This is a genomic window from Ruminococcus sp. 5_1_39BFAA, from assembly GCF_964240875.1.
Classification (GTDB): domain Bacteria; phylum Bacillota; class Clostridia; order Lachnospirales; family Lachnospiraceae; genus Blautia_A.
This window is the reverse complement of the sequence record NZ_CAXSVO010000004.1, coordinates 177,110-198,873: the sequence shown is the minus strand read 5'-3', so window position 1 is coordinate 198,873 and position 21,764 is coordinate 177,110. Positions and strand designations below refer to the sequence as shown.

18 protein-coding genes are annotated in these 21,764 nt (G+C 47.2%); 15 read left to right on the top strand and 3 right to left on the bottom strand.

Translation table 11 applies throughout. The features are described 5' to 3' along the window. The first annotated feature begins 29 nt into the window (after window positions 1-29). The 6 genes from metA to ACESZH_RS07830 all read left to right on the top strand — a co-directional run bounded on the left by metA (window position 30) and on the right by ACESZH_RS07830 (window position 6,228). On the top strand, window positions 30-962 hold the full coding sequence (metA, locus tag ACESZH_RS07855) for a homoserine O-succinyltransferase (RefSeq protein ID WP_373214091.1): 933 nt from the start codon (window positions 30-32) through the stop codon (window positions 960-962). 53 nt (window positions 963-1,015) lie between these two features. Next, window positions 1,016-1,144, top strand: coding sequence for a hypothetical protein (locus tag ACESZH_RS07850; protein ID WP_373214090.1), 129 nt, complete (start codon window positions 1,016-1,018; stop codon window positions 1,142-1,144). Window positions 1,145-1,185: 41 nt separating this feature from the next. After that, a complete protein-coding gene (locus tag ACESZH_RS07845; protein WP_373214087.1) occupies window positions 1,186-2,298 on the top strand; it encodes an Ldh family oxidoreductase in 1,113 nt (370 codons plus the stop codon). Between the two features lie 133 nt (window positions 2,299-2,431). Beyond that, window positions 2,432-3,025 (top strand): zinc dependent phospholipase C family protein, encoded by a 594-nt coding sequence (locus tag ACESZH_RS07840; RefSeq protein WP_373214085.1) that lies wholly within the window; start codon window positions 2,432-2,434, stop codon window positions 3,023-3,025. A gap of 86 nt (window positions 3,026-3,111) precedes the next feature. Continuing rightward, window positions 3,112-3,762, top strand: a complete 651-nt coding sequence (locus tag ACESZH_RS07835) for a methylated-DNA--[protein]-cysteine S-methyltransferase (RefSeq protein ID WP_373214083.1) — start codon at window positions 3,112-3,114, stop codon at window positions 3,760-3,762. A 180-nt stretch (window positions 3,763-3,942) separates the two neighbouring features. Then, the gene (locus tag ACESZH_RS07830; RefSeq protein WP_373214080.1) at window positions 3,943-6,228 is read left to right on the top strand and encodes an NlpC/P60 family protein; all 2,286 of its coding nucleotides are present in this window, start codon (window positions 3,943-3,945) and stop codon (window positions 6,226-6,228) included. Window positions 6,229-6,299: 71 nt separating this feature from the next. Here ACESZH_RS07830 and pduL read toward each other — a convergent pair whose 3' ends face one another. After that, on the bottom strand, window positions 6,300-6,938 hold the full coding sequence (pduL, locus tag ACESZH_RS07825) for a phosphate propanoyltransferase (protein ID WP_373214079.1): 639 nt from the start codon (window positions 6,936-6,938) through the stop codon (window positions 6,300-6,302). A gap of 143 nt (window positions 6,939-7,081) precedes the next feature. On the opposite strand from pduL, the gene ACESZH_RS07820 reads away from it, so the two are divergent. The 8 genes from ACESZH_RS07820 to ACESZH_RS07785 all read left to right on the top strand — a co-directional run bounded on the left by ACESZH_RS07820 (window position 7,082) and on the right by ACESZH_RS07785 (window position 15,747). After that, window positions 7,082-7,966 carry a leucine-rich repeat protein gene (locus ACESZH_RS07820; protein ID WP_373214077.1) on the top strand — a complete coding sequence of 295 codons (885 nt, stop codon included), beginning with the start codon at window positions 7,082-7,084 and terminating at the stop codon, window positions 7,964-7,966. After that, window positions 7,963-9,339, top strand: coding sequence for a VWA-like domain-containing protein (locus tag ACESZH_RS07815; RefSeq protein ID WP_373214075.1), 1,377 nt, complete (start codon window positions 7,963-7,965; stop codon window positions 9,337-9,339). Before ACESZH_RS07820 ends, ACESZH_RS07815 begins: the two co-directional genes overlap by 4 nt. Continuing rightward, entirely contained in the window at window positions 9,336-10,844 is a 1,509-nt protein-coding gene (locus ACESZH_RS07810) for an ATP-binding protein (protein ID WP_373214074.1), read from the top strand. Before ACESZH_RS07815 ends, ACESZH_RS07810 begins: the two co-directional genes overlap by 4 nt. A 91-nt stretch (window positions 10,845-10,935) precedes the next feature. Then, entirely contained in the window at window positions 10,936-12,102 is a 1,167-nt protein-coding gene (locus ACESZH_RS07805; protein ID WP_373214073.1) for a transglutaminase domain-containing protein, read from the top strand. A 10-nt stretch (window positions 12,103-12,112) separates the two neighbouring features. Then, entirely contained in the window at window positions 12,113-13,159 is a 1,047-nt protein-coding gene (locus ACESZH_RS07800) for a DUF4203 domain-containing protein (RefSeq protein ID WP_373214070.1), read from the top strand. Window positions 13,160-13,194: 35 nt separating this feature from the next. Continuing rightward, window positions 13,195-13,524, top strand: a complete 330-nt coding sequence (locus tag ACESZH_RS07795) for a hypothetical protein (RefSeq protein WP_373214068.1) — start codon at window positions 13,195-13,197, stop codon at window positions 13,522-13,524. A gap of 148 nt (window positions 13,525-13,672) precedes the next feature. Then, entirely contained in the window at window positions 13,673-15,010 is a 1,338-nt protein-coding gene (locus tag ACESZH_RS07790; RefSeq protein WP_373214226.1) for an MATE family efflux transporter, read from the top strand. Window positions 15,011-15,102: 92 nt separating this feature from the next. Then, window positions 15,103-15,747 (top strand): trimeric intracellular cation channel family protein, encoded by a 645-nt coding sequence (locus ACESZH_RS07785; RefSeq protein WP_373214065.1) that lies wholly within the window; start codon window positions 15,103-15,105, stop codon window positions 15,745-15,747. A gap of 101 nt (window positions 15,748-15,848) precedes the next feature. Here the strand turns inward: ACESZH_RS07785 and ACESZH_RS07780 are convergent, their stop codons facing one another. Together ACESZH_RS07780 and ACESZH_RS07775 are read right to left on the bottom strand one after the other, a co-directional pair. Then, window positions 15,849-17,579 (bottom strand): ammonium transporter, encoded by a 1,731-nt coding sequence (locus ACESZH_RS07780; protein ID WP_373214063.1) that lies wholly within the window; start codon window positions 17,577-17,579, stop codon window positions 15,849-15,851. A gap of 311 nt (window positions 17,580-17,890) precedes the next feature. Then, entirely contained in the window at window positions 17,891-19,990 is a 2,100-nt protein-coding gene (locus tag ACESZH_RS07775; RefSeq protein WP_373214061.1) for a glutamine synthetase III, read from the bottom strand. A 284-nt stretch (window positions 19,991-20,274) separates the two neighbouring features. Between ACESZH_RS07775 and purF the strand changes: the two genes are divergently transcribed. Beyond that, entirely contained in the window at window positions 20,275-21,693 is a 1,419-nt protein-coding gene (gene purF / locus ACESZH_RS07770; protein ID WP_373214059.1) for an amidophosphoribosyltransferase, read from the top strand. Window positions 21,694-21,764: the final 71 nt, after the last annotated feature.

Below are 21,764 nucleotides of genomic sequence, written 5' to 3'. Positions count from 1 at the left end.
GCATATTTACGAAAAAGGAGGACTGAAAAATGCCGATTAAAATACAAAGCGATTTACCAGTAAAGGAGATTCTGGAAAAAGAAAATATATTTGTGATGGATGAGAACCGTGCGCTGCATCAGGACATCCGCCCCATACAGATTCTGATCCTGAACCTGATGCCGTTGAAGGAGGAGACAGAGCTTCAGCTTCTTCGCTCTCTTTCCAACACGCCGCTGCAGGTGGATGTGACCTTCATGACTGTGGAAAGCCATGAGTCCAAAAACACTTCCATGAGCCATCTGAACAAGTTTTACCAGACCTTTTCCGAGCTGAAACATCAGAAATTCGACGGAATGATCATTACGGGTGCACCTGTAGAGCAGATGGAATTTGAGGAAGTGGATTACTGGAAGGAACTGGTGGAGATCATGGACTGGACAGATTCTCATGTAACCTCCACAATCTATCTGTGCTGGGCAGCACAGGCAGGGCTTTACCACCATTACGGTCTTCAGAAAAAGCCTCTTGATTCTAAAATGTTTGGTCTTTTCTGGCATAAGGTCCTGAACAGGAAAATCCCGCTGGTAAGAGGCTTTGACGACATGTTTCTGGCACCTCATTCCAGACATACGGAGGTTCCCATTGCGGATATCCATGCCTGCAAGGAGCTGACCGTGCTGGCAGAGTCTGAGGAAGCCGGGCTGTTTCTTGCCATGGCTGACGACGGTCGGAAGATTTTCGTGATGGGCCACCCGGAATATGACCGCATTACCCTGGACGGGGAATACAAGCGCGATATGAGCAAGGGGCTTCCCATCGATATTCCGGAAAATTACTATAAAGATAACGATCCTGAGAATAAGCCGCTGCTTATGTGGCGCGCCCATGCCAACAATCTTTATACAAACTGGCTTAATTATTACGTATACCAGGCTACGCCGTATGATATGATCGGAACGCCTGATTTTGCCAACATATAAGCTGGTTCTGTAAATTAAGGAAGAGCGACCTGGAAAAGGACGCGGAAGCGGCTGTGGAACAAATTCATGACAGGGGATATATTCAGGAGCTTAGAACGGAGGGCTACCGGAATATTACCTGTTATGGCATTTCTTTTTACCGGAAAGACTGTGAGGTCCGTCCGGATAAAAAAGAAAGCTGAAAAAGCAATTGGGGAAGCTTTTACAAAAGGAGACAAGGCTTATGGAAGAAAAAAGACCTTATGTATCATGGGATGTGCTGGAAAGATTTATGGTGGACATTTTTACGGCAGTGGGCGTGCCGAAGGAGGACGCGGAGATCTGCGCGGATGTTTTGATGGAAAGCGACCGCAGGGGTATTGAAAGCCATGGTGTAAACCGGTTTAAGCCGATCTACATAGACAGGATCGAGGCGGGTATCCAGAAGCCGGTCACGGAGTTTGAAATCATCCGGGAAACCCCTACCACCCTTGTGGCGGATGCCCATGACGGCATGGGAATGGTGGCATCCCATAAAGCCATGACCCGTATTATACAAAAGGCAAAAAAATACGGAATGGGAATGGCGGCTGTGCGAAATTCCACCCATTATGGTATTGCCGGCTACTGGGCAATGATGGCTGCAAAGGAAGGGATGATCGGCATAACAGGCACCAACGCCAGACCGTCCATCGCGCCTACCTTTGGTGTGGAGAATATGCTGGGAACAAATCCGCTTACCTTTGCCCTGCCTACGGATGAGGAATTTCCGTTTGTGCTTGACTGTGCGACATCCATCACCCAGCGGGGAAAAATCGAGTATTACGCCCGCAGCGGAAAAGATACTCCTGTGGGAATGGTTATTGGACGGGATGGAAGTGCCATGACGGACAGCAACGCGATCCTGAAAGGGCTGACAGACGGAACTGCCGCGCTTACACCACTTGGGGGAATCGGGGAGGAGCTTGGAGGATATAAAGGGTATGGATATGCAGCAGTTGTGGAAATCTTATCAGCGGCACTCCAGGCCGGAAGCTTTTTGAAGCATCTTAGCGGTATGGATGAGCAGGGACAGAAAAAGCCCTACCATCTGGGACATTTCTTTATTGCCATAGATACAGAAGCTTTTATGGGAAAAGAGGTCTTTGCAAAGACCTGCGGAGATATCCTGCGCAGCCTGCGCGCTTCTCAAAAGGCACCGGGGGAGGAGAGAATCTATACGGCTGGAGAAAAGGAGTATCTGGTCTGGCAGGAGCGAAAAGATAAAGGGGTTCCCATTGGGGAGGCAGTGCAGAAGGAGTTTATCGCTCTTCGCGACAGGTATCATCTTCCATATAAGTTTTCTTTTGAAGCGTGATTTGTGCATTATGATGTTTTTCGACATAAATTTTATTGAAACATTATGTAAAGTTTATTTTGAAATTTCATTGCCTTTCTGTTATATTAAATATGGTGACAGAAGACAGAAAGCACGAAATAGGAGGAGCACATTGCGTAAAAAATCCCATATACTGTTAGCCCGTTATCTTGCGGATCAGATGGCTTTGGAGCAGAGTCTTCAGTCCCATAGGAAAGCATTTTGCCTGGGCAGTATCCTTCCGGATATCAAGCCGAGTTTTATTACAAAAAAGCATGAGTATTTCGGAACCTTTGAGGAAATCCAGGAAAAGATGAAAATGCTGACGGAGCACAGTCCAAGCGAAGGTAAGGAAAGAGTTTACTGGCGCAGATTTGGTGAGGTAATGCACTATTTGGCGGATTATTTTACCTTTCCCCACAACAGAACCTATACAGGAAGTCTTTACCAGCATAACAAATATGAAAAACTCCTGAAAAAACGTCTGAAGGACTATATAGAGAGCGGCGCTGCCAGTGCACATGCATTCCAGCCCATATATTTTGAATCTCTTGCTGATCTGACAGAGTTCATCAGGATCAGTCATTTCAGCTATCTTCGGAAAAAACGTAATATCACGGAAGATATTAATTATATTCTGATGGTTTGCTTTCAGGCGGTTCAGGGTATTATCCAGCTTTGTGCAAGGCATCTTAATGCAGAAGGGACGATGCCCCTGGCGGTTTAAAATTGTATGATCAGGCTGCGGCGATTGAGCTGCAGCCTTGTTTTTATGAAAAGACTATTGGATGAATATGCGGAGGTGGTCAGGTATTGAAAACAAGAGAAGAGGCATTGGCATACGGATTGTCATTTCCGGATACATATCAGGAGGCTCCGTTTCATGATCCCAACTGGCAGCTTGTAAGGGTCAAGGGAAATAAAAAGGCTTTTCTTTGGACCTACGAGAGAAACGGATATATCAATCTTAATGTAAAGGTGTCTCCTGAGTGGAGGGATTTTTGGAGAAGCGCTTATCAATCTGTGATTCCTGGCTGGCATCAGAATAAAGAGCATTGGAATACGATCATTTTAGATGGAACAATTCCGGATAATGATATTAAGAGGATGATAGCAGAAAGCTATGATCTTGTCACAGACAGCCCATCTAAAAGGATCTATGAGGCGGTCGGAAAAATTCCGGAAGGTAAGGTTGCAACCTATGGTCAGATAGCAGAACTTGCCGGGGATAAGAAAATGGCAAGGGCAGTTGGGAATGCACTGCGTAAAAATCCTGCTCCGGGTCTGATACCGTGCCACAGAGTGGTGAATGCCAGGGGAGAACTGCCGGGAGAGTTTGCCTTTGGCGGGATCGGAGCTCAGGCTAAATTACTGGAGGAAGAAGGAATCCACGTGGCGGATGGCAGGGTGGATCTGGAGAAATATGGGATCAAAATAATAGAGGATAGTGGGTATGATCTGTGAAGAAAAAATGAAAATTTTCTAAATCGCGGGCAGATATTTTAGCAGCAGTTGATTTCAAATTTTTAATATGATACAATAGACAAAGTTAGTATTTTAAGCAAACCGTGTTTAGCAGTTTCACATACCTTTATAGAGGGGAGTAAAGGGATGTCCAAGGAAAGAAGGGAGTACCTTTTATATATGAAAAACAAGTATCTGACAAAATGTTTTTGCTTCACGATGATTTCTGCTATGGTACTATCCGCTCCGACGGTTTCTTTTGCTTCGGAGACAGGACAGGCATTTGAGTCAGAAGACCGGATAGAAGATGGTTTTGGAGACAGTTCCAATATGACACCTGTGGTTACCATAGTGCCGGAGGAAAGTAAACCTTCCCCTACACCTACACCAACACCGCAGCCGGAAGCGACAGAAAATCCCGCTCCTACGCCGGGAGACGTAGAAACACCGACGCCTACGCCGGAAGAGGCAGAGACACCGAGCCCCGCACCGGGAGAGGAAACGCCTACGCCCACACCGGGAGAGGTAGAGACACCAACTCCCACGCCGGGAGAGACACCCAGTCCTACACCAGGAGAGGAGACACCGACGCCTACGCCGGGAGAGACACCCAGTCCTACACCAGGAGAGGAGACACCGACGCCTACGCCAGGAGAGACACCCAGTCCTACACCGGGGGAGGAGACACCGACGCCTACGCCGGGAGAGACACCCAGTCCCACGCCGGGAGAGGAGACGCCTACGCCGGGAGTCACAGAAACACCAACATTGACTCCGACTCCTGCGCCCACCAGTGAAGAAAAGGTGCAGGATCTGATTAATAGAATCGATGCGTTACATAAAACGACACTTACGATCGAAAGCAAGCCGGAGATCGAGGCTCTTCGGGCTACATACGATTCCTTCACAGCGGAAGAGAAGGCAAAGGTCACAAATTATAACCTTCTTGTTTCCATGGAAAAAATCATGGACAAGCTTGGAACAGAGGCTGCACAGCCGGGAGAGGAAGACTTTGTGGATGGCAGCAAGGTGGATGTTGTCAATGGAATGCCCATGTATTATACCAACATGGTTTCCAATCTTCACGCAGGCAAGGAGTTTTATCTGAACAGCCTTCAGGAAAACTACCAGTTGACTTTTTCTGAGGATTTTGCGTCAGTTATGGACGAAATCGAGAAGGAATACAAGGCAAAAAATGGTCTGACGGATGCTTCCGATATGACAGGAGGAGTGACAACCTCTGCTGATTCTCTCCTTGTGCGTAACTGGCAGGATATTCTCGCTATCTATGTATATGAACAGAATCAGCAGGGAGCGGAGAGTTATACACTGGACGCATCCAGTAAGGACGCGTTGGCGGCTATTTTTGCCGAGATGAATCCAGTGATTCGTGACAAAGAAAGTATTACAAAGGTAACATATGGTAATTATCACATTAACTACTATATTAAGAAAAACAGCATCCCGAAATCTGAGCGTGCAGTCCTGAAAAAATATCTGGAAACAGACTGTAAGCTTCTTTGCGCTACCGTTACAGCGGCAAAAGGCTTTGTGCGGGAAAGCGTAGGGGACGATGTATCTGAGGAGCGTGTAAACGTAATCGCTGCCGCCTATTCTCTTGTGGGAAAGGTTGGTTATTTCTGGGGAGGAAAATCCACAGTTATCGGTGAAGATCCGAGCTGGGGATCTGTGTCCCAGGTTACAGCAGAGGGAAGCAAAAGTACAGGTACATTGAGAGCATATGGACTTGATTGCAGCGGTTTTGTAACATGGTCTGTGATCAATGGTTATGAGAACCAGGCGATGATCGCAAGCGTTGGCAGCGGAACCTCCGACCAGTGGGTAAAGGCAAACGTGGTCAGCGAGGCAGATGCCCAGCCGGGAGACCTTGTGTTCCAGCGGGGCCCCGAGGCAGGAAGCGACAACCATGTAGGAATCCTCGTGGGAAAAACGGATGCAGGAGATTGGATCGCAGTTCACTGTTCCTCCAGCAAAAACGGTGTCACAGTAGGAGAGGCATACAGTGCAAGCTTCCGTTATATCCGTCAGCCGTCCTTCTATCCTACGGATGAGCAGGTTGCAGCAATGGAGGCAAGCGGCAGCGCAGTCAGCGATCAGCCTTACTTTGCAAGCGGCGTGACCGTATCCAATAGTCTTCAGGAGTTGATCCAGTCCAATCTGTCCGCCTTTGGCGATATGGATACTATCACAGTGGACGCAGAAGGAAATGCGGAGATTCCGCCAAGCAATGTATATGTAACAAATGGTCTGCAGGGAATTTTCGAATCCGAGGAGAGTATTTTCTCAGGTGTGAATTATGCCGATGCGGTGGAGGTGAGTGACTATAGTTCCGATCCGGCAGATACCGAAGGAACTGCTGCTGATGAGAACAGCGGTTTCACCGGCATTACGGTAACCAATTCCCTTCAGGAGCTTTTGAGTTCTACCATTGGAATCCAGCAGTAAAAGAGAGAATATTAAAGGCAGTCTCGAAAGGGAGGCTGCCTTTTAATATGCTAAAGTGGGCGAAAATGCAACTATCTGTGAATACCGGATAATACATCCTCAATCCATTTGTCTGTGCTGTAGTTATCGTCAAAAAATCTTACCACAACACCGTATGGCTCTGCATCGCTGGAAAAAGCATTTGCTTCATCCGTATCCACGTGCATGGCAAGACGGAAGCTCCAGTTTACCCGGACAACTACGTCTGCATAGATCAGCGCCCTTCCGTAGCTCTTGGTGAGCACGAACACTTCATCATTATCGCGGACACGAAGGGCAAGAGCCTCCTCCGGTGTCATATGTATGTGGCGCTTGGCGACGATCACACCCTTGTCAATGGAAAGCTCTCCAAGAGGACCGACCAGCGTGCATCCCGGTGTATCTGCAATATCGCCGGACTGCCGGATCACTCCCGGAAGACCGATTTTTCGTGTGTCCGTAAGGGAAAGCTCCACCTGTGTCTCTTTTCGGAATGGCCCCAGAATAGCCATATTTGCAAACTCCCCTTTCGGCCCCTTGACTGTCAGCCGCTCTTCGCAAAGATACTGCCCAGGCTGGCTTAATTCTTTTATATAATGCAGTTCAGCACCTTTTCCGAACAGGGTCTCAAAATCATCCCTGGAAATATGGATATGCCGGGCTGAAGTCTCAATGGGAATTTTAATGCTCATGGATCATTACCTCCGAAAGTATATTCACAACTTTTTTTAGTTTAATGCAGGAAAAGGAAAATATCAACCCTTTTCTTGGCAGTAAAAGATGTTATAATAGGAAGCTGATAAGAGATAATAGAATAGATAAAGGAGCATCACGTATGCCAAAAACGGAAAATGGCTTCACATATGAGATCAGGAATGAGGAAGTTTTTATCACAGAATTTGACGGGAATACGGATGTGGTAGAGGTTCCTGCGGAAATAGAAGGTCTTCCTGTTACAGAACTGGGTCCCTACCTTTTTTCGGGAAAGCCCTGCAAGACCATCAGGATACCGGAAAAGGTAAGAAAAATAGGCCGCTATGGCTTTTATAACTGCAGAGAGCTGGAAAGCCTGTCCTTTTCCGGCAATTTCCTGGATCTGGGAAGCGGGGCATTCACTGGATGCCATCATATCCGGGAGATCACAGTAGATATGGACACAGAGGAGTCCGGTCTGAAGGAAGTGCTGTCAGAAGTGCGGGAGGAGCTGTGCGTCCGTCTTACAGGGACGATCCAGGCCTGCCTCTGGTTTCCGGAATACTATGAAGAGGGCGTGGAAAACACACCGGCCCGGATCCTCATGACCCAGGTCCATGGAAGCGGCCTGTATTACCGAAACTGCTTTCAGGGGAAAGTATTTAACTTTTATGAATACGATCGCCGTTTTGAATATGCAAAAGCCCAGGAATCCGCTGATTTTCTCCGGGAGATGGTCTATGGCAGGCTGTCACAGCCATGGGGACTTTCTGACGGGGCGAAAGCCTGTTATGAAATTTATTTATGGGAAAACTATGAGTCCATTGCCCTGGCCTTTGTCTCGCAGAAAAGAATGGAGGAGCTTTCCTGGCTTTTGGAGAATTATCCGCTGGATGCTGAAAAACGCGAATGCTTTCAGAAGATACTGGATACGGCAGCCAGCTTTGGAACGGCTGAAATGCGCAGCATGCTCATGGAATACGGGCAGATCCGTTTTCCTGCAAAAAGGAGAAGCTTTGAGCTATGATAGATGACAACAAAAGAAAACCCTTTCGAAATCCGGTTCATGATGCCCAGGAGCGGGCGCTCCTTGCAGAGGAGATCTGCCATGATATCCTGAAAAATTCCAGAAACCAGCTATATCTGAATATGCGTTTCCTGGACTGTGCGCTGTCAGGACTGGCCTTTCAGGGGGAGATGGGCGTACATCCTATAGGAACGGACGGGGTGAGTCTTTACTATAACCCGGAAGAATTGATCGAGCTGTTCAAAAGAAGCAGGGAGCGCACTAACCGCGCCTATCTTCACAGCCTGCTACACTGTATTTTTCTTCATGTTTTTCCCGGGGAAAACGTGGATCAGCAATACTGGAACCTTGCCTGTGATATTGCGGTGGAAACGGTCATTGACGGGCTTTATCTGCGATGTGTCCATCAGCCGGCTACTATGGCAAGGAGGCAGGCGAGGGATCTGATCCTGGAAAAGGACACAGCCGCCACGGCCCAAAGAATTTACAAAAGGCTTCGTATCCTTCATCTTCCCGAGCCGAAAATGCAGGAGCTTCGCAGGGAATTTTATATGGACGATCACCGCAAATGGTATGAGACTCCTCCGGGCCATCCAAAAAATGTAAGGCAGCGGAAAAACTGGGAGGATGTCAAAAGCCGTATGCAGACGGAAATGGAAACCTTCTCAAAGGAGGCTGCCAGCGACAGTAAAAGCCTGATGGATCACCTTGCGGCGGAAAACAGGAGCCGCTATGACTATAAAGAATTTCTGCGGAAATTCTCTGTTTTGAAAGAGGAAATGAAGGTGGATATGGACACCTTTGATTATATATTTTACAATTACGGAATGAATCTTTACGGAAACATGCCGCTGATCGAGCCGCTGGAGACAAAGGAGGAGCGGAAGGTGGAGGATTTTGTGATCGTGATCGATACTTCCATGTCCTGTAAGGGGGAGCTGGTTCAGAAGTTTCTGGAGCAGACCTACAGCGTTTTAAGTGAGACGGAAAGCTTTTTTCGCCGGATTCATGTCCATATTATCCAATGTGATGAGAGAATCCAGTCGGACGTGGTGATCGAAAACGGACGACAGCTTAAGGATTATATGGCAAATTTCACGGTTATCGGAGAGGGAGGCACAGATTTCCGCCCACCCTTTGCCTACGTGGAACAGCTTATGAGAGCAAAGCGTTTTACAAGGCTTCGCGGACTGATTTATTTTACAGACGGCTACGGCACATTTCCGGCAAAAAAGCCTCCCTATGAGACAGCCTTTGTGTTTATGAAGGAGGATTACCGTGATATCGACGTTCCGCCCTGGGCGATTAAGCTGATACTGGGAGAGGAAGATCTGGAAGAAACAGAAAAAAGAGATATGGGAGACAGAGCATGAACATCAAACGAGCAAAGGAAGAGATTAAAAATACACTTCAGGCATACCTTTTGAAAAATGATTTCGGGGAATATGAGATTCCGGTTATGGCACAGCGCCCGATCCTGCTGATCGGTGCACCGGGTATTGGAAAAACACAGATCATGGAACAGATTTCCCGGGAATGCCAGGTGGGACTGGTTGCATACACCATCACCCATCATACAAGGCAGAGCGCTATCGGTCTTCCCTTTATTTCTAAGAAGCTGTTCGACGGGGAGGAAAAGGCGGTAACGGAATATACCATGAGTGAGATTGTGGCATCGATTTATGAAAAGATCGAGGCAGCGGGACTGCGGGAGGGAATCCTCTTTATTGATGAGATCAACTGTGTTTCGGAAACCCTGGCGCCTGCCATGCTGCAGTTTCTCCAGTGCAAGACCTTTGGCAGCCACAAAATCCCCGATGGATGGCTGATCGTTGCGGCAGGAAACCCGCCGGAATATAACAAGTCTGTACGGGAATTTGACGTGGTTACTATGGACCGTGTGAAAAAAATTGAGGTAGAACCGGATTTTGAAGCATGGAAGGAATATGCCTACAATGCAGGAGTACATCCGGCAGTGCTCTCCTATCTGAATACACGCCCAAAGTATTTTTACCGCATGGAGAGTACCGTTGATGGGAAAAATTTTGCAACGCCAAGAGGATGGGAGGATCTGTCCCGCATGATCGCGGTCTATGAAAAGCTGAATAAAGAAGTGGACCGGGAAGTGACGGTTCAGTATATCCAGCATCCCCAGATCGCCAGGGATTTTGCCAATTATCTGGAACTGTTTTATAAATACAGGACAGATTATCAGATCGATCAGGTTCTTTCAGGAAAGATCGATGATATTCTTGTAAAGAAGGCGGCACATGCTTCCTTTGATGAACGCCTCAGCGTTACAGGGCTTCTTCTTTCGCGGCTGAATACGTCCTTTAAAAGAGTGCTGGGGCAGGAAAAAGAGCTGGAAAGCCTGTTTGGGATCCTGAAGGAGGCAAAGGAGGTTCTGTCCGGGGCACAAAAAGAGCAGCCTGTGGAGTACATGGAGGACGTAAAAATGTCCTTTGCCATGGACTTGACGGGAAAGAAAAAAGCAGGGCTTCTTTCACGCGAGCAGGAGTACCAGATGCGAAATGTGCTGGATACTCTGGAAGGATATGTTATGAAGCTGAAAAAAGCTGAAGTAAAAGAAGGCGGTCAGGCGTTTGATTTATTAAAGGAATGGTTTAACGGTAAAAAAGCAGGATATGACCAGGAATTTGACAAGACCTCATCCATGCTGGAATACGCCTTTGATTTTATGGAATCCGCTTTTGGAGGCGGACAGGAGCTTGTTATCTTTATTACGGAGCTGAATACCGGATATCCGGCTATGCACTTCCTTCAGCAGTATTTCTGTGATCGCTATCACCGCTATAATAAAGAGCTTCTGTGTCATGAGACTGCGAAGGAGCTCCTCGATCGGATCCGTGATTTATGAACAGGTGCTATATTACCCGTTTACAATATACAGGTGTATGGGATATAATGGGTGTACGGTGTAAGCCGGGTAAATCCGAAAGGAGATTTGGATGAAGAAAAAGAAGTTCCTGACAGTCTTCCTGGTATGTATTCTCTTTTGTATCCTGGTCATAGGAGCGATGGTGATCCTGCGGCTTGAGCCAAAGGAAGTACGCCAACTGCGCAAAAAAGAATTTGTCCAGTCAGACGAATACCATCAGGAATATTATTTCAGCCTGCTGAATGAAGAAGAGAAGCGGGGATACAGGGAGATGCTGGAGGGGATTTCGGCAAGAAAAGAGGAATTTTATCTCACCATCTCTGCGGATGAGACGGTGGACAGGGTTTATCATGCCTTGCTAAAAGATCATCCGGAGCTGTTCTGGATCCATAACCGCCAGCAGGTTTATAAGACCACTTTTGCCGGAAGCAGCTACTGTCTGTTTTCTCCGGGCTACAGCTACACGGATCAGGAAACTGCCGAGATCCAGGCTGCTATGGAGGCTGCCTGTCAGGAGGTGGATGCGCTGATTCCACAGGACGCTGACGATTATGAAAAGGTTAAGACCGTATATACGTACCTGATCGACAATGCAGAGTATCAGCCTTCCGAGCATGACCAGAGCATCGCAGGGATATTCTGGAAAAAGGAAGCGGTCTGCGCCGGATATGCGGGAGCGACCCAGTATCTTCTGGAGCATCTTGGCGTTCCCTGCATCTATGTGGAAGGCGATACAAAGGACAGTGAGGAAGGACATGCCTGGAATATTGTGCAGCTTGACGGTGCGTATTATTACGTCGATACCACAAACGGGGATCAGCATGAATTTCTGGAGGGCGCTGCCGTGCAGCTTGCAGAGCATAAAACCATTATTTACGACTATCTCTGTCCTTTCCCGGAGGAATATGAAATGACCTATACACCCTCCGATGAGTTTCCGGTGCCGGATTGTACTGCCACGGACAAAAACTTTTATGTACTCAACAACGGCTGCTTTGACACCTATGATTTTCAGCAGCTTCTGGCATATTGTCAGATGCGCCTTGATAACGGGGCAGCTGTTGTGCGGTTTAAGTTTTCGAATGAAGAGGCATTTCAGGCTGCCTGTGACGAGTGGATCACAGGGGAAAAGATTCAGGAGGTTGCCCGTTACTATATGACCCTTTACGGAATGAACCAGGTGGAATACCACTATGGAATTCTGGAAAATATGAAAACCATGTATTATATGTTTTAGGAGGCGGAATATGCTGGACATTCTTACACGCGCCATGAACATTGCAGAACGTGTGCGGAATATGCAGGAGCTGTCTGTGATCGCTACCGGTCTGTTTGTTGTGCTTCTGGTGTTTGGTATCATAAACTGTATTCTGGGATACCGGCTGCTGCGGTTCTGGATGATGCTTTTTGGTTTTGGAATCGGCGCCGGACTTGGGCTTTTCGGTGTTTACAGATCAGGAGCGGAGGATAAGACGATCTACCTTGCAGCTATGGTGGCAGCAGGCGTAGTGCTTGCTATTGTTGCATTCCTGATCTTTAAGGCAGGTATTTTTATTCTCGGCGCCGGACTTGGATTGACTTTGAGCACCTATATCATCCATCCCACAACATCCTTTACTTTTTTTGTATGTCTGCTGATCGGCGTGGGGCTTGGTGTAGTTGCCATGCGGTATGAGAGAGAAGTTATCATTGTGGGGACCAGTTTGCTGGGCGGCGTTTTGACCGGCGTATCTCTGGCAAAGCTTGAGGGAATGGCTGAGATTCCATATGGGATCGGAATGAGTGCCGGAGCAGCTATTTTGGGTATGCTCATCCAGTTTGCTCTGAATAAGCCGAAATATGTCGATGAGGATGAGGACGAGTACGAGGATGACAGGAAGCAGAAGCGCAAAAAGGAGCGGACGGATGAGGACTATCTGGATGCTGACGATGAGGATGAGATCATTGAGGAGTATCTGGATAATTATTATGGGGAAAGTAAAAAGAAACGCAGAAAAAGTGGGGAAGCACAGGCGAAGAGGACGCAGCCCCGAAAGAAGCGCACTGCGAAGTCTCCTACTGCGAAACTCCGTACTGCGGAGCATAAGCCGGTGCAGGATGATGAGGCAGAAGATGATGTTTTAGACGATTACATAGACGAAGACGGATTTGAGGATTATTTTAACGGAAGTCTTGATCTGGACATACCGGAAGAGGAGGAACTGGATCTTCATCGAAGGGCATGGGAGCAGAAAAAACGCCAGGCTTCCGAAACAGACAGCAGAAGGCGGCGTACACACAGAAGTGATGACTGACAGTCCCGGTACAGGGGTACTGTTATGGAGATTGTATGGAAGAAGTAAAAACAGAGGAAAACAACTGCAATTTGGCGTGGGATTATGACACGGAGCGTTTGTGGGAAACCCTTATCCGGTTTCAGAATCATATTTTCAGGACTGCCAAAAATCTGGAATTTAGCTATACGATAAAGGGAAATGAGATGTTTGTTTCCCGAAAGGATAAATCCATTACCCGATCCACAGTGAATCTGGCCTTTCGAAAAGCACTGGAGCTGCAGCGTGAGCTGGGGATGGTTGCAGGACCCAAAAAGCTGGGGTGTTTCGGCGCAAGCTATCTGTACCCGGTTTTTGTGGAAATCGGGATAATCTGCAGACCGTAGCCGGATTGGTCAGTGTAAAATGTGCCATTGGCAAACTGCACTGCCTGACGGATATGCAGGCACATCCGCCTGGTTCGCTGCCTGCGGGAATTGTTACATATAGAGGAGGGGTATTTTGGAAACAAAAGAAACCGTTAAGGAAAATAAGATGGGTACTATGCCTGTGGGCAAATTGCTGATCAGTATGTCCGTACCCATGATGGTGTCCATGCTGGTGCAGGCTTTGTACAATGTTGTGGACAGTATGTTTGTGGCAAGGCTCAATGAGAATGCGCTGACAGCCGTATCTCTAGCCTTTCCTGTACAGAATCTGATGATTGCCGTGGGAGCCGGTACAGGTGTTGGAATCAATGCGCTGGTATCCCGTTCCCTTGGGGAAAAAAGAAACGAGTATGCAAACAGCGCTGCGAATAACGGTATTTATCTGTGTATGTTCAGTTTTATTGGTTTTGCGATTGTCACAGGGCTTTTCAGTCCGTTGTTTTTCAGAGTACAGACGGACGATGCGGAGATTTATTCCTATGGGGTAAGCTATGTGCGGATCATCGGAATCATGTCCTTTGGCATGTTCATGCAGTTTGTGTCGGAAAAGCTTCTGCAGTCCACTGGAAAAACCATATATTCCATGGTTACCCAGATTTTTGGGGCCGTGATCAATATTATTCTGGATCCGATCATGATCTTCGGGCTTTTTGGATTTCCGCGTATGGAGGTCGCAGGAGCTGCGCTTGCCACTGTGACAGGACAGATCATTGCTGCCGCGGCAGGCTTTATCCTGAATTTCAAGGTAAATCCGGAGCTTAAGATTTCTCTGAGAAAATACAGACTATCAGGTGAAATGGTGAAGGGCATATACAGTGTAGGTTTTCCATCCATTATCATGGCATCCGTAGGTTCGGTCATGACCTTTGGAATGAATAAGATTTTGATGGGCTTTACCTCCACAGCTACGGCGGTATTCGGTGTTTATTTTAAGCTGCAGAGCTTTGTGTTCATGCCTGTTTTCGGTCTGAACAACGGTATGGTCCCGATCGTGGCATATAACTACGGAGCAAGAAAGCCGGAGAGGATTATGAAAACGATCCGTCTTAGTATCATTTATGCGGTTAGTATCATGCTGGCAGGATTTGCAATTTTCCAATTGATACCGGAAACGCTCCTGGGAATTTTCAATGCTTCTGTGTCTATGATGGAGATTGGAACCGTGGCACTGCGGAAGATCAGCTTCAGCTTTATCCTTGCCGGTATTTCGGTGGTGTCATCCTCTGTATTCCAGGCATTGGGACACGGATTTCTAAGTCTGGCTGTCTCTGTGCTGCGCCAGCTTGTGGTGCTGCTTCCGGCTGCCTTCATTCTCTCGAGGGTGGTGGGACTTACGGCAATCTGGTGGTCCTTCCCGATTGCAGAGGTGTTTGCGGCTATTATCTGCAGTCTGTTTATGAGATATGTATATAGGAAAGAAATAAAGCCTCTGAAAAATTTATAGAGAAAAAAGCAGTTCCATATCGATCACGGAGCGGTATACGTGGTTTTGGTGTATTTCGTAAGAGGGGCTAAATATAATAGTGTGAGGCGTTTATGAATTATCAGGAAATAATCACATTCATCATGGAAATGCTTGGAACGGTGGCGTTTGCGGCATCGGGAGCCATGGTGGGAGTGGAGAGAAAAATGGACATTTTCGGGGTGAGTGTCCTGGGTGTTGTGACCGCTGTGGGAGGAGGTGTGATCCGTGATGTGATCCTGGGAATTATTCCGCCCAGCGTGTTTCAGCATTCGATTTATGCGATAGTAGCGGTGATAACCTCCTGTGTGGTGTTTGCTGTGCTGTACTGGAAGAGGGATATTCTGGAGGGCAGCAGGAGAGTGACCTATGATAAGATCATGCTGGTAATGGACTCCATCGGCCTGGGAATCTTTACTGTGGTGGGTGTGAATACGGGAATCCGCCAGGGATACCTTGACCAGCTTTTCCTGCTTGTCTTTGTGGGTACGGTGACAGGGGTAGGCGGCGGTCTTTTACGTGACATGATGGCAGGTGTGCCACCCTATATTTTTGTGCGCCATGTCTATGCCTGTGCATCCATCGTGGGCGCCATAACCTGTGTGTATATGCACCGTCACTTCGGAGCGGTTTCTGCCATGATCGTTTCATCAGCAGTGGTCATTCTGATCCGCTATCTGGCGGCACATTATCATTGGAATCTGCCGCGGTTGTCATGATATGAAAAACGAGGGATTTTCCGCATGCAAAAAGAGAAGAGAGAACGCTTAATGCGTCCTCCCTTCTCTCTTTTATTTGGAAATATATTATGAGTGAAAGCTTATTCAGCCGGATGAGTATCCTGGAGTGCCAGGTAACCTTCCTCACCGGTACGGATCTTCACTACATTCTCAATGTCATAGACGAATACCTTGCCGTCTCCGATATTGCCTGTATGGAGAACCTTCTTGGCTGTTTCGATAACCTTCTGGACAGGAACGAGACTAACCACAATCTCGATCTTGATCTTCGGCAGAAGATTCATATCCATCTCAACACCACGGTAGTAAGCCGGGGAACCTTTCTGTACACCACAGCCAAGTACATTGGTAATTGTAATACCGGTAACACCGATCTCATTCATAGCCTGCATGAATTCCTCAAGCTTGTTCTGACGGGTGATGATAACCACCTTGGTAAGCTTATGAACGCCTTCCTTCGGAATCTCCGGAACAAATTCAGCAGGAGCAGAAGGTCTGGAAACAGAGGTATAGGTTTTGGAGGTACCCATTGGAGTTGGAACAGCGCCTACGGTATCGCGAATGGCAAAACCGTCGTATGCACTCTGAAGACCGTGCTCCTTTACATCCAGGCCCTGGATTTCCTCTTCTGCGGAAACTCTTAAGCCCATGGTGTGTTTGATAACCTGGAAGATAATAGTCATGGTAACCGCTACCCATGCAATGGTGATCAGCATACCGGTAAGCTGTACGCCAAAGCCATGGAAACCGCCGCCAACAAGAAGTCCTTTCCAGTCAGTACCGGCACCGTCGGAGAAAAGACCAACAGCTAAAGTACCAAAAGCACCGTTTAAGCCGTGAACGCCTACAGCACCTACCGGGTCATCAATTTTTAACACCTTATCAATAAATTCAATACCAAATACTACAATAAATCCGGACAGGATACCGATGATAGCAGCGGAAGTTGGGGATACGGTATCGCATCCTGCTGTGATTGCTACCAGACCTGCCAGAGAACCGTTCAGGGACATGGAAACATCCGGCTTTTTGTAACGTATCCATGTGATCAGCATAACAGTAACGGTTGCAACGGCTGCTGCAAGGTTTGTGGTGACAAAGATCTTACCTGCGCTTACAATAGCATCGCCTTCCATGGAAACCGTGGAAGCGCCGTTGAAGCCAAACCAGCAGAACCAGAGGATAAATACGCCGAGGGCACCAACGGTAAGGTTATGTCCCGGAATAGCTTTTGATTTACCGCTCTTTGTGTATTTGCCGATACGTGGTCCAAGGATCAGTGCGCCGATGAAAGCGGCAACACCGCCTACCATATGTACGGCACAGGAACCGGCGAAATCGTGGAAGCCCATCTCACTGATGAAACCGCCGCCCCAGATCCAGTGACCGGAAACCGGATAAACAACCAGGCTGATCAGCAGACTGTACACACAGTATGCGGAAAACTTTGTACGTTCAGCCATTGCACCGGATACGATGGTAGCAGAAGTAGCGCAGAATACAGTCTGGAAGATCAGGAATGCCCAAAACGGTACACCGTCAGGAAGCATTGCATTTCCATAGTTTGCTTCTGAGGCGATACCACCAATTCGTCCAAAGAAGCCATTGCCTGCACCGAACATGATACCGAAGCCGACCAGCCAGAAGGCGGGGGTTCCGATACAGAAGTCCATCAGGTTTTTCATGATAATGTTACCAGCGTTTTTTGCCCTGGTGAAGCCTGTCTCCACCATTGCGAAGCCAGCCTGCATAAAGAAGACCAGCGCGGCGCCCACAAGCACCCAAATTGTGTTTACTGCAGAAAATTCCATAATAAAACTCCTCTCTCCCTGTATGTTTGTCGGGTCCCAATGCCATGCATTTTTGACCCTGGCATCATATATCGAAAAGGCGCGAGAGAAAATGATTTTTCCTTCGCGCCTTTACGAACAAATGATAAAATTGAATTCTGCCGAAGTCCCGGGGAAATGGAATCGGCAGAAGATATATGTAAAACAGGAGATATCCGTATCGTGTGATTAATGGATGAGGAAATCGATAATGAATTATGAAGTAGAGTTCATAATGGATATCCCCTGGTTTTACCTGTTAAATAGTATGGTTCCTAAATCCGTGCTTTACCTTATACGGAAAACAGAAGCTTTCCGTAGGTAGGATACGGCAGCAGAGAATCCGGAATCAGAGTTTCTGCCTCATCAGCAGCAGCTCTCAAAGTCTCCATATCTGCAAGTACAACAGACTGGTACAGTTTTGCATTCTCCAAAACATCCTCAGCAGCAAGTGCCTTTGCAGTATCTGCCTTCAAAGTCTCCACACCGCTCATCATTTTTGCCTGAAGCTCAGTAAGCTTTGTGAGAAGAGCAGCTTCGCTTTCTGTAGAAATATCCGGAACAACAGATTTTTTCATACTTGCTGTGCTTGCAATCTGCTCCATGTAAGTAAGAACAGAAGGCATCAGATCCTTCTGGATCATCTCAACCATTGTGTTGGATTCAATGTTGATGGTCTTGGAGTAGTTTTCCAGCCAGATCTCATAGCGGGAATGAAGCTCCTCTTTTGTAAAGATCTTATGCTCTGTGAAAAGCTTGATATTTTTATCTGCAATCCACATTGGAAGAGCATCCGGAGTAGATTTTAAATTGTACAGGCCGCGTGCAGCAGCTTCTTCGATCCACTCGTCAGTATATCCATTGCCATTGAATACGACACGTTTATGTTTTTTGATAGCTCTCTTGATCAGTTCATGTACTGCGTGCTCCATATCCTCAGCAGAAACGCCATCCAGCTCTCTTGCAAACTGGTTCAGTGCTTCCGCAACAGCAGTGTTCAGTACGATATTCGGGTTTGCAACAGAAGCTGCAGAGCCAAGCATACGGAACTCAAACTTATTGCCTGTAAAGGCAAACGGTGAAGTACGGTTTCTGTCAGTATTGTCTTTTACAAAGTGAGGCAGAACGGTTGCTCCAATATCCATCTGAACTGCACCGTGGGAGGTGAAGTAAGTATCATTTTCAATAGAACTGAGAATTTCAGTCAGCTCATCGCCAAGGAAGATGGAGACAACTGCCGGCGGAGCCTCATTTGCGCCGAGACGATGATCATTTCCTGCGCTTGCAACAGAGATACGAAGTAAATCTGCATATTCGTCAACCGCTTTGATGACTGCCATCAAAAATACCAGGAACTGGATATTCTCAGCAGGGGTCTTGCCCGGGTCGAGAAGGTTGACACCTGTATTGGTGATCATGGACCAGTTGTTGTGCTTACCACTTCCGTTGATGCCTTCAAAAGGCTTCTCATTTAAGAGGCAAACCATTCCGTGTTTGTCAGCTACCTTTTTCATGATCTCCATTGTAAGCTGGTTGTGGTCAACTGCAACATTGGTAGTATCGAAAACAGGAGCAAGCTCATGCTGAGCAGGAGCAACCTCGTTGTGTTTTGTTTTTGCCGGGATACCAAGCTTCCAGAGCTCTGTATCCAGATCGTGCATGTATGCGGAAACTCTTGGCTTTAAGGTACCGAAATAATGGTCTTCCATTTCCTGACCCTTTGGTGCAGGTGCGCCGATCAGGGTGCGTCCGCAGAATACCAGGTCTTTTCTTGCTTTATAAAGATCCTTGTCAACCAGGAAATATTCCTGCTCCGGACCAACAGTTGTGGAAACATGTTTTACTTCCATATTGCCCAGGACATGCAGCATGTTGACAGCCGCCTTATTTAAGGTATCCATGGAACGGAGCAGAGGAGTCTTTTTATCAAGAGCCTCGCCGCTGTAGGAACAGAAAGCTGTAGGAATGTAAAGGGTACCGTCTTTAATAAATGCTGGTGAAGTCGGGTCCCACGCTGTGTAGCCTCTCGCCTCGAAGGTAGCACGAAGTCCACCGGATGGGAAGCTGGATGCGTCCGGTTCGCCTTTTACAAGCTCTTTTCCGGAGAAGTCCATGATCACCTGTCCATCGCTTGTGGGAGAAATGAAGCTGTCGTGTTTTTCGGCAGTAACATTTGTCATAGGCTGGAACCAGTGGGTATAATGGGTAGCACCGTTATCAATTGCCCATTCTTTCATGGCAACTGCAACGGAGTTTGCAACATCAAGCTCCAGATGTGTGCCATTTTCAATGGTTTTTTTCAGTGCTTTGTACATGTCTTTTGGTAATTTACTGCGCATGATCTTGTCGTTAAAAACAAGGCTGCCGTAAAGTTCAGGAATAGTTTGTGCCATATAGGTACGCTCCTTTCATCGCTCTTTCACTCATTTTGGAAACAAATAGAAAAGGCGCTCTGGATACTTTCTGTAATCCAAAGCGCCTTTGCTTTATGTGGTGTAGTATACACGAAAAAAAAATCTTGTCAATGACTTTTTTGAAAAAAGTTGGAAAAAAATTTTTCGGCGTGGGGTTGACAAATTGCTTTCTTCTATTATAATTTCTGTGTAAGCAAAGGCGCTTCGGACATACCCGAAGTGCCTTCTTTTATGTAATGTAAGTCTGGAATGGAGGAAATCAGATGGCAGAAATTAAAGAAGAATGCGGAGTGTTCGGAATCTATGATCTGGATGGAAATGATGTGGCTCCATCCATATATTATGGTCTGACGTCCCTGCAGCATAGAGGCCAGGAGGCTTGCGGAATTGCGGTGTCCGATACAAAGGGACCGATTGGAAATGTGAAATATCATAAGGATCTGGGCCTGGTAAGTGAGGTCCTGAAGGAAGATACCATACGGAAGATGAACGGAGACATTGGAATCGGACATGTCCGTTATTCTACAACAGGAGCGTCTGTGGCTGAAAACGCCCAGCCCCTTGTCCTTTCTTACATAAAAGGAAGCCTGGCATTAGCCCACAACGGCAACCTTGTCAATACCCATACTTTAAAATGGGAGCTTATCCAGAACGGAGCAATTTTCCATACTACAACTGATTCAGAGGTCATTGCCTTTTATATTGCAAAAGAACGTGTCCATTCAAAAACAGTAGAAGAAGCTGTTTTGAGAACTGCTGAAAAGATCAAAGGTGCCTATGGCCTGGTGATCATGAGCCCGAGAAAGCTGATCGGAGTCCGGGATCCTTATGGCTTGCGGCCCTTATGTCTCGGAAAAAGAGACAATGCCTATGTGCTGGCATCAGAAAGCTGTGCGCTGGCCTCTGTGGGCGCAGAGTTTGTACGGGATATTGAGCCGGGAGAGATGGTTACCATTTCACGGGACGGTGTAAAATCCGATATGACTCTGGCAGGAAAAAAGCACGCCCACTGCGTGTTTGAATACATTTATTTTGCAAGGCTGGATAGTACCCTTGATGGGGTAAGGATTTATGATGCCAGGATCAGAGGCGGCAAGTCCCTTGCAAAATCTTATCCGGTGGAGGCGGATCTTGTAACAGGTGTACCGGAGTCAGGCCTTCCGGCAGCCAAAGGCTTCTCTGAGGAGTCCGGAATTCCCTTTGGTTTTGCTTTTTACAAAAACTCCTATATCGGCAGGACTTTTATCAAGCCTACGCAGAAGGAGAGGGAGTCCAGTGTTCATCTGAAACTAAATGTACTGGAATCTGTTGTGAAGGATAAACGGATCGTGCTGGTGGATGATTCTATCGTCAGGGGAACTACCATCGCGAATCTGATCAAGATGCTGAAGGATGCGGGGGCAAAAGAGGTTCATGTACGCATCAGTTCGCCTCCGTTTCTGCATCCCTGCTATTTCGGAACCGATGTGCCAAGCAACGATCAGCTTATTGCAGCCCAGCACACAACAGAGGAGATCTGCAGGATGATCGGAGCAGATTCACTTGGTTATATGGAGATTGAGTATCTGGAAGGTATGGCAGGAGGACTTCCTATTTGCAAAGCATGCTTTGACGGAAACTATCCAATGGAAATCCCGGAGGAAAATAACGCACAAAAAGATTTAGGCATTCATAAGATATGATGGAAATCTTTCATAAATATAAATTCCAGCCTTGACAAAATTTGGTTTCTAAGACATAATGTGGGCATTCC

Bases quoted from the DNA above. Each gene is read 5' to 3' on its own strand.
- ACESZH_RS07810 (WP_373214074.1), top strand. From the start codon at position 9,336: ATGAACATCAAACGAGCAAAGGAAGAGATTAAAAATACACTTCAGGCA.
- ACESZH_RS07845 (WP_373214087.1), top strand. From the start codon at position 1,186: ATGGAAGAAAAAAGACCTTATGTATCATGGGATGTGCTGGAAAGATTT.
- ACESZH_RS07800 (WP_373214070.1), top strand. From the start codon at position 12,113: ATGCTGGACATTCTTACACGCGCCATGAACATTGCAGAACGTGTGCGG.
- ACESZH_RS07830 (WP_373214080.1), top strand. From the start codon at position 3,943: ATGAAAAACAAGTATCTGACAAAATGTTTTTGCTTCACGATGATTTCT.
- ACESZH_RS07785 (WP_373214065.1), top strand. From the start codon at position 15,103: ATGAATTATCAGGAAATAATCACATTCATCATGGAAATGCTTGGAACG.
- ACESZH_RS07775 (WP_373214061.1), bottom strand. From the start codon at position 19,990: ATGGCACAAACTATTCCTGAACTTTACGGCAGCCTTGTTTTTAACGAC.
- ACESZH_RS07815 (WP_373214075.1), top strand. From the start codon at position 7,963: ATGATAGATGACAACAAAAGAAAACCCTTTCGAAATCCGGTTCATGAT.
- pduL (WP_373214079.1), bottom strand. From the start codon at position 6,938: ATGAGCATTAAAATTCCCATTGAGACTTCAGCCCGGCATATCCATATT.
- ACESZH_RS07820 (WP_373214077.1), top strand. From the start codon at position 7,082: ATGCCAAAAACGGAAAATGGCTTCACATATGAGATCAGGAATGAGGAA.
- metA (WP_373214091.1), top strand. From the start codon at position 30: ATGCCGATTAAAATACAAAGCGATTTACCAGTAAAGGAGATTCTGGAA.
- ACESZH_RS07790 (WP_373214226.1), top strand. From the start codon at position 13,673: ATGGGTACTATGCCTGTGGGCAAATTGCTGATCAGTATGTCCGTACCC.
- ACESZH_RS07795 (WP_373214068.1), top strand. From the start codon at position 13,195: ATGGAAGAAGTAAAAACAGAGGAAAACAACTGCAATTTGGCGTGGGAT.
- purF (WP_373214059.1), top strand. From the start codon at position 20,275: ATGGCAGAAATTAAAGAAGAATGCGGAGTGTTCGGAATCTATGATCTG.
- ACESZH_RS07805 (WP_373214073.1), top strand. From the start codon at position 10,936: ATGAAGAAAAAGAAGTTCCTGACAGTCTTCCTGGTATGTATTCTCTTT.
- ACESZH_RS07780 (WP_373214063.1), bottom strand. From the start codon at position 17,579: ATGGAATTTTCTGCAGTAAACACAATTTGGGTGCTTGTGGGCGCCGCG.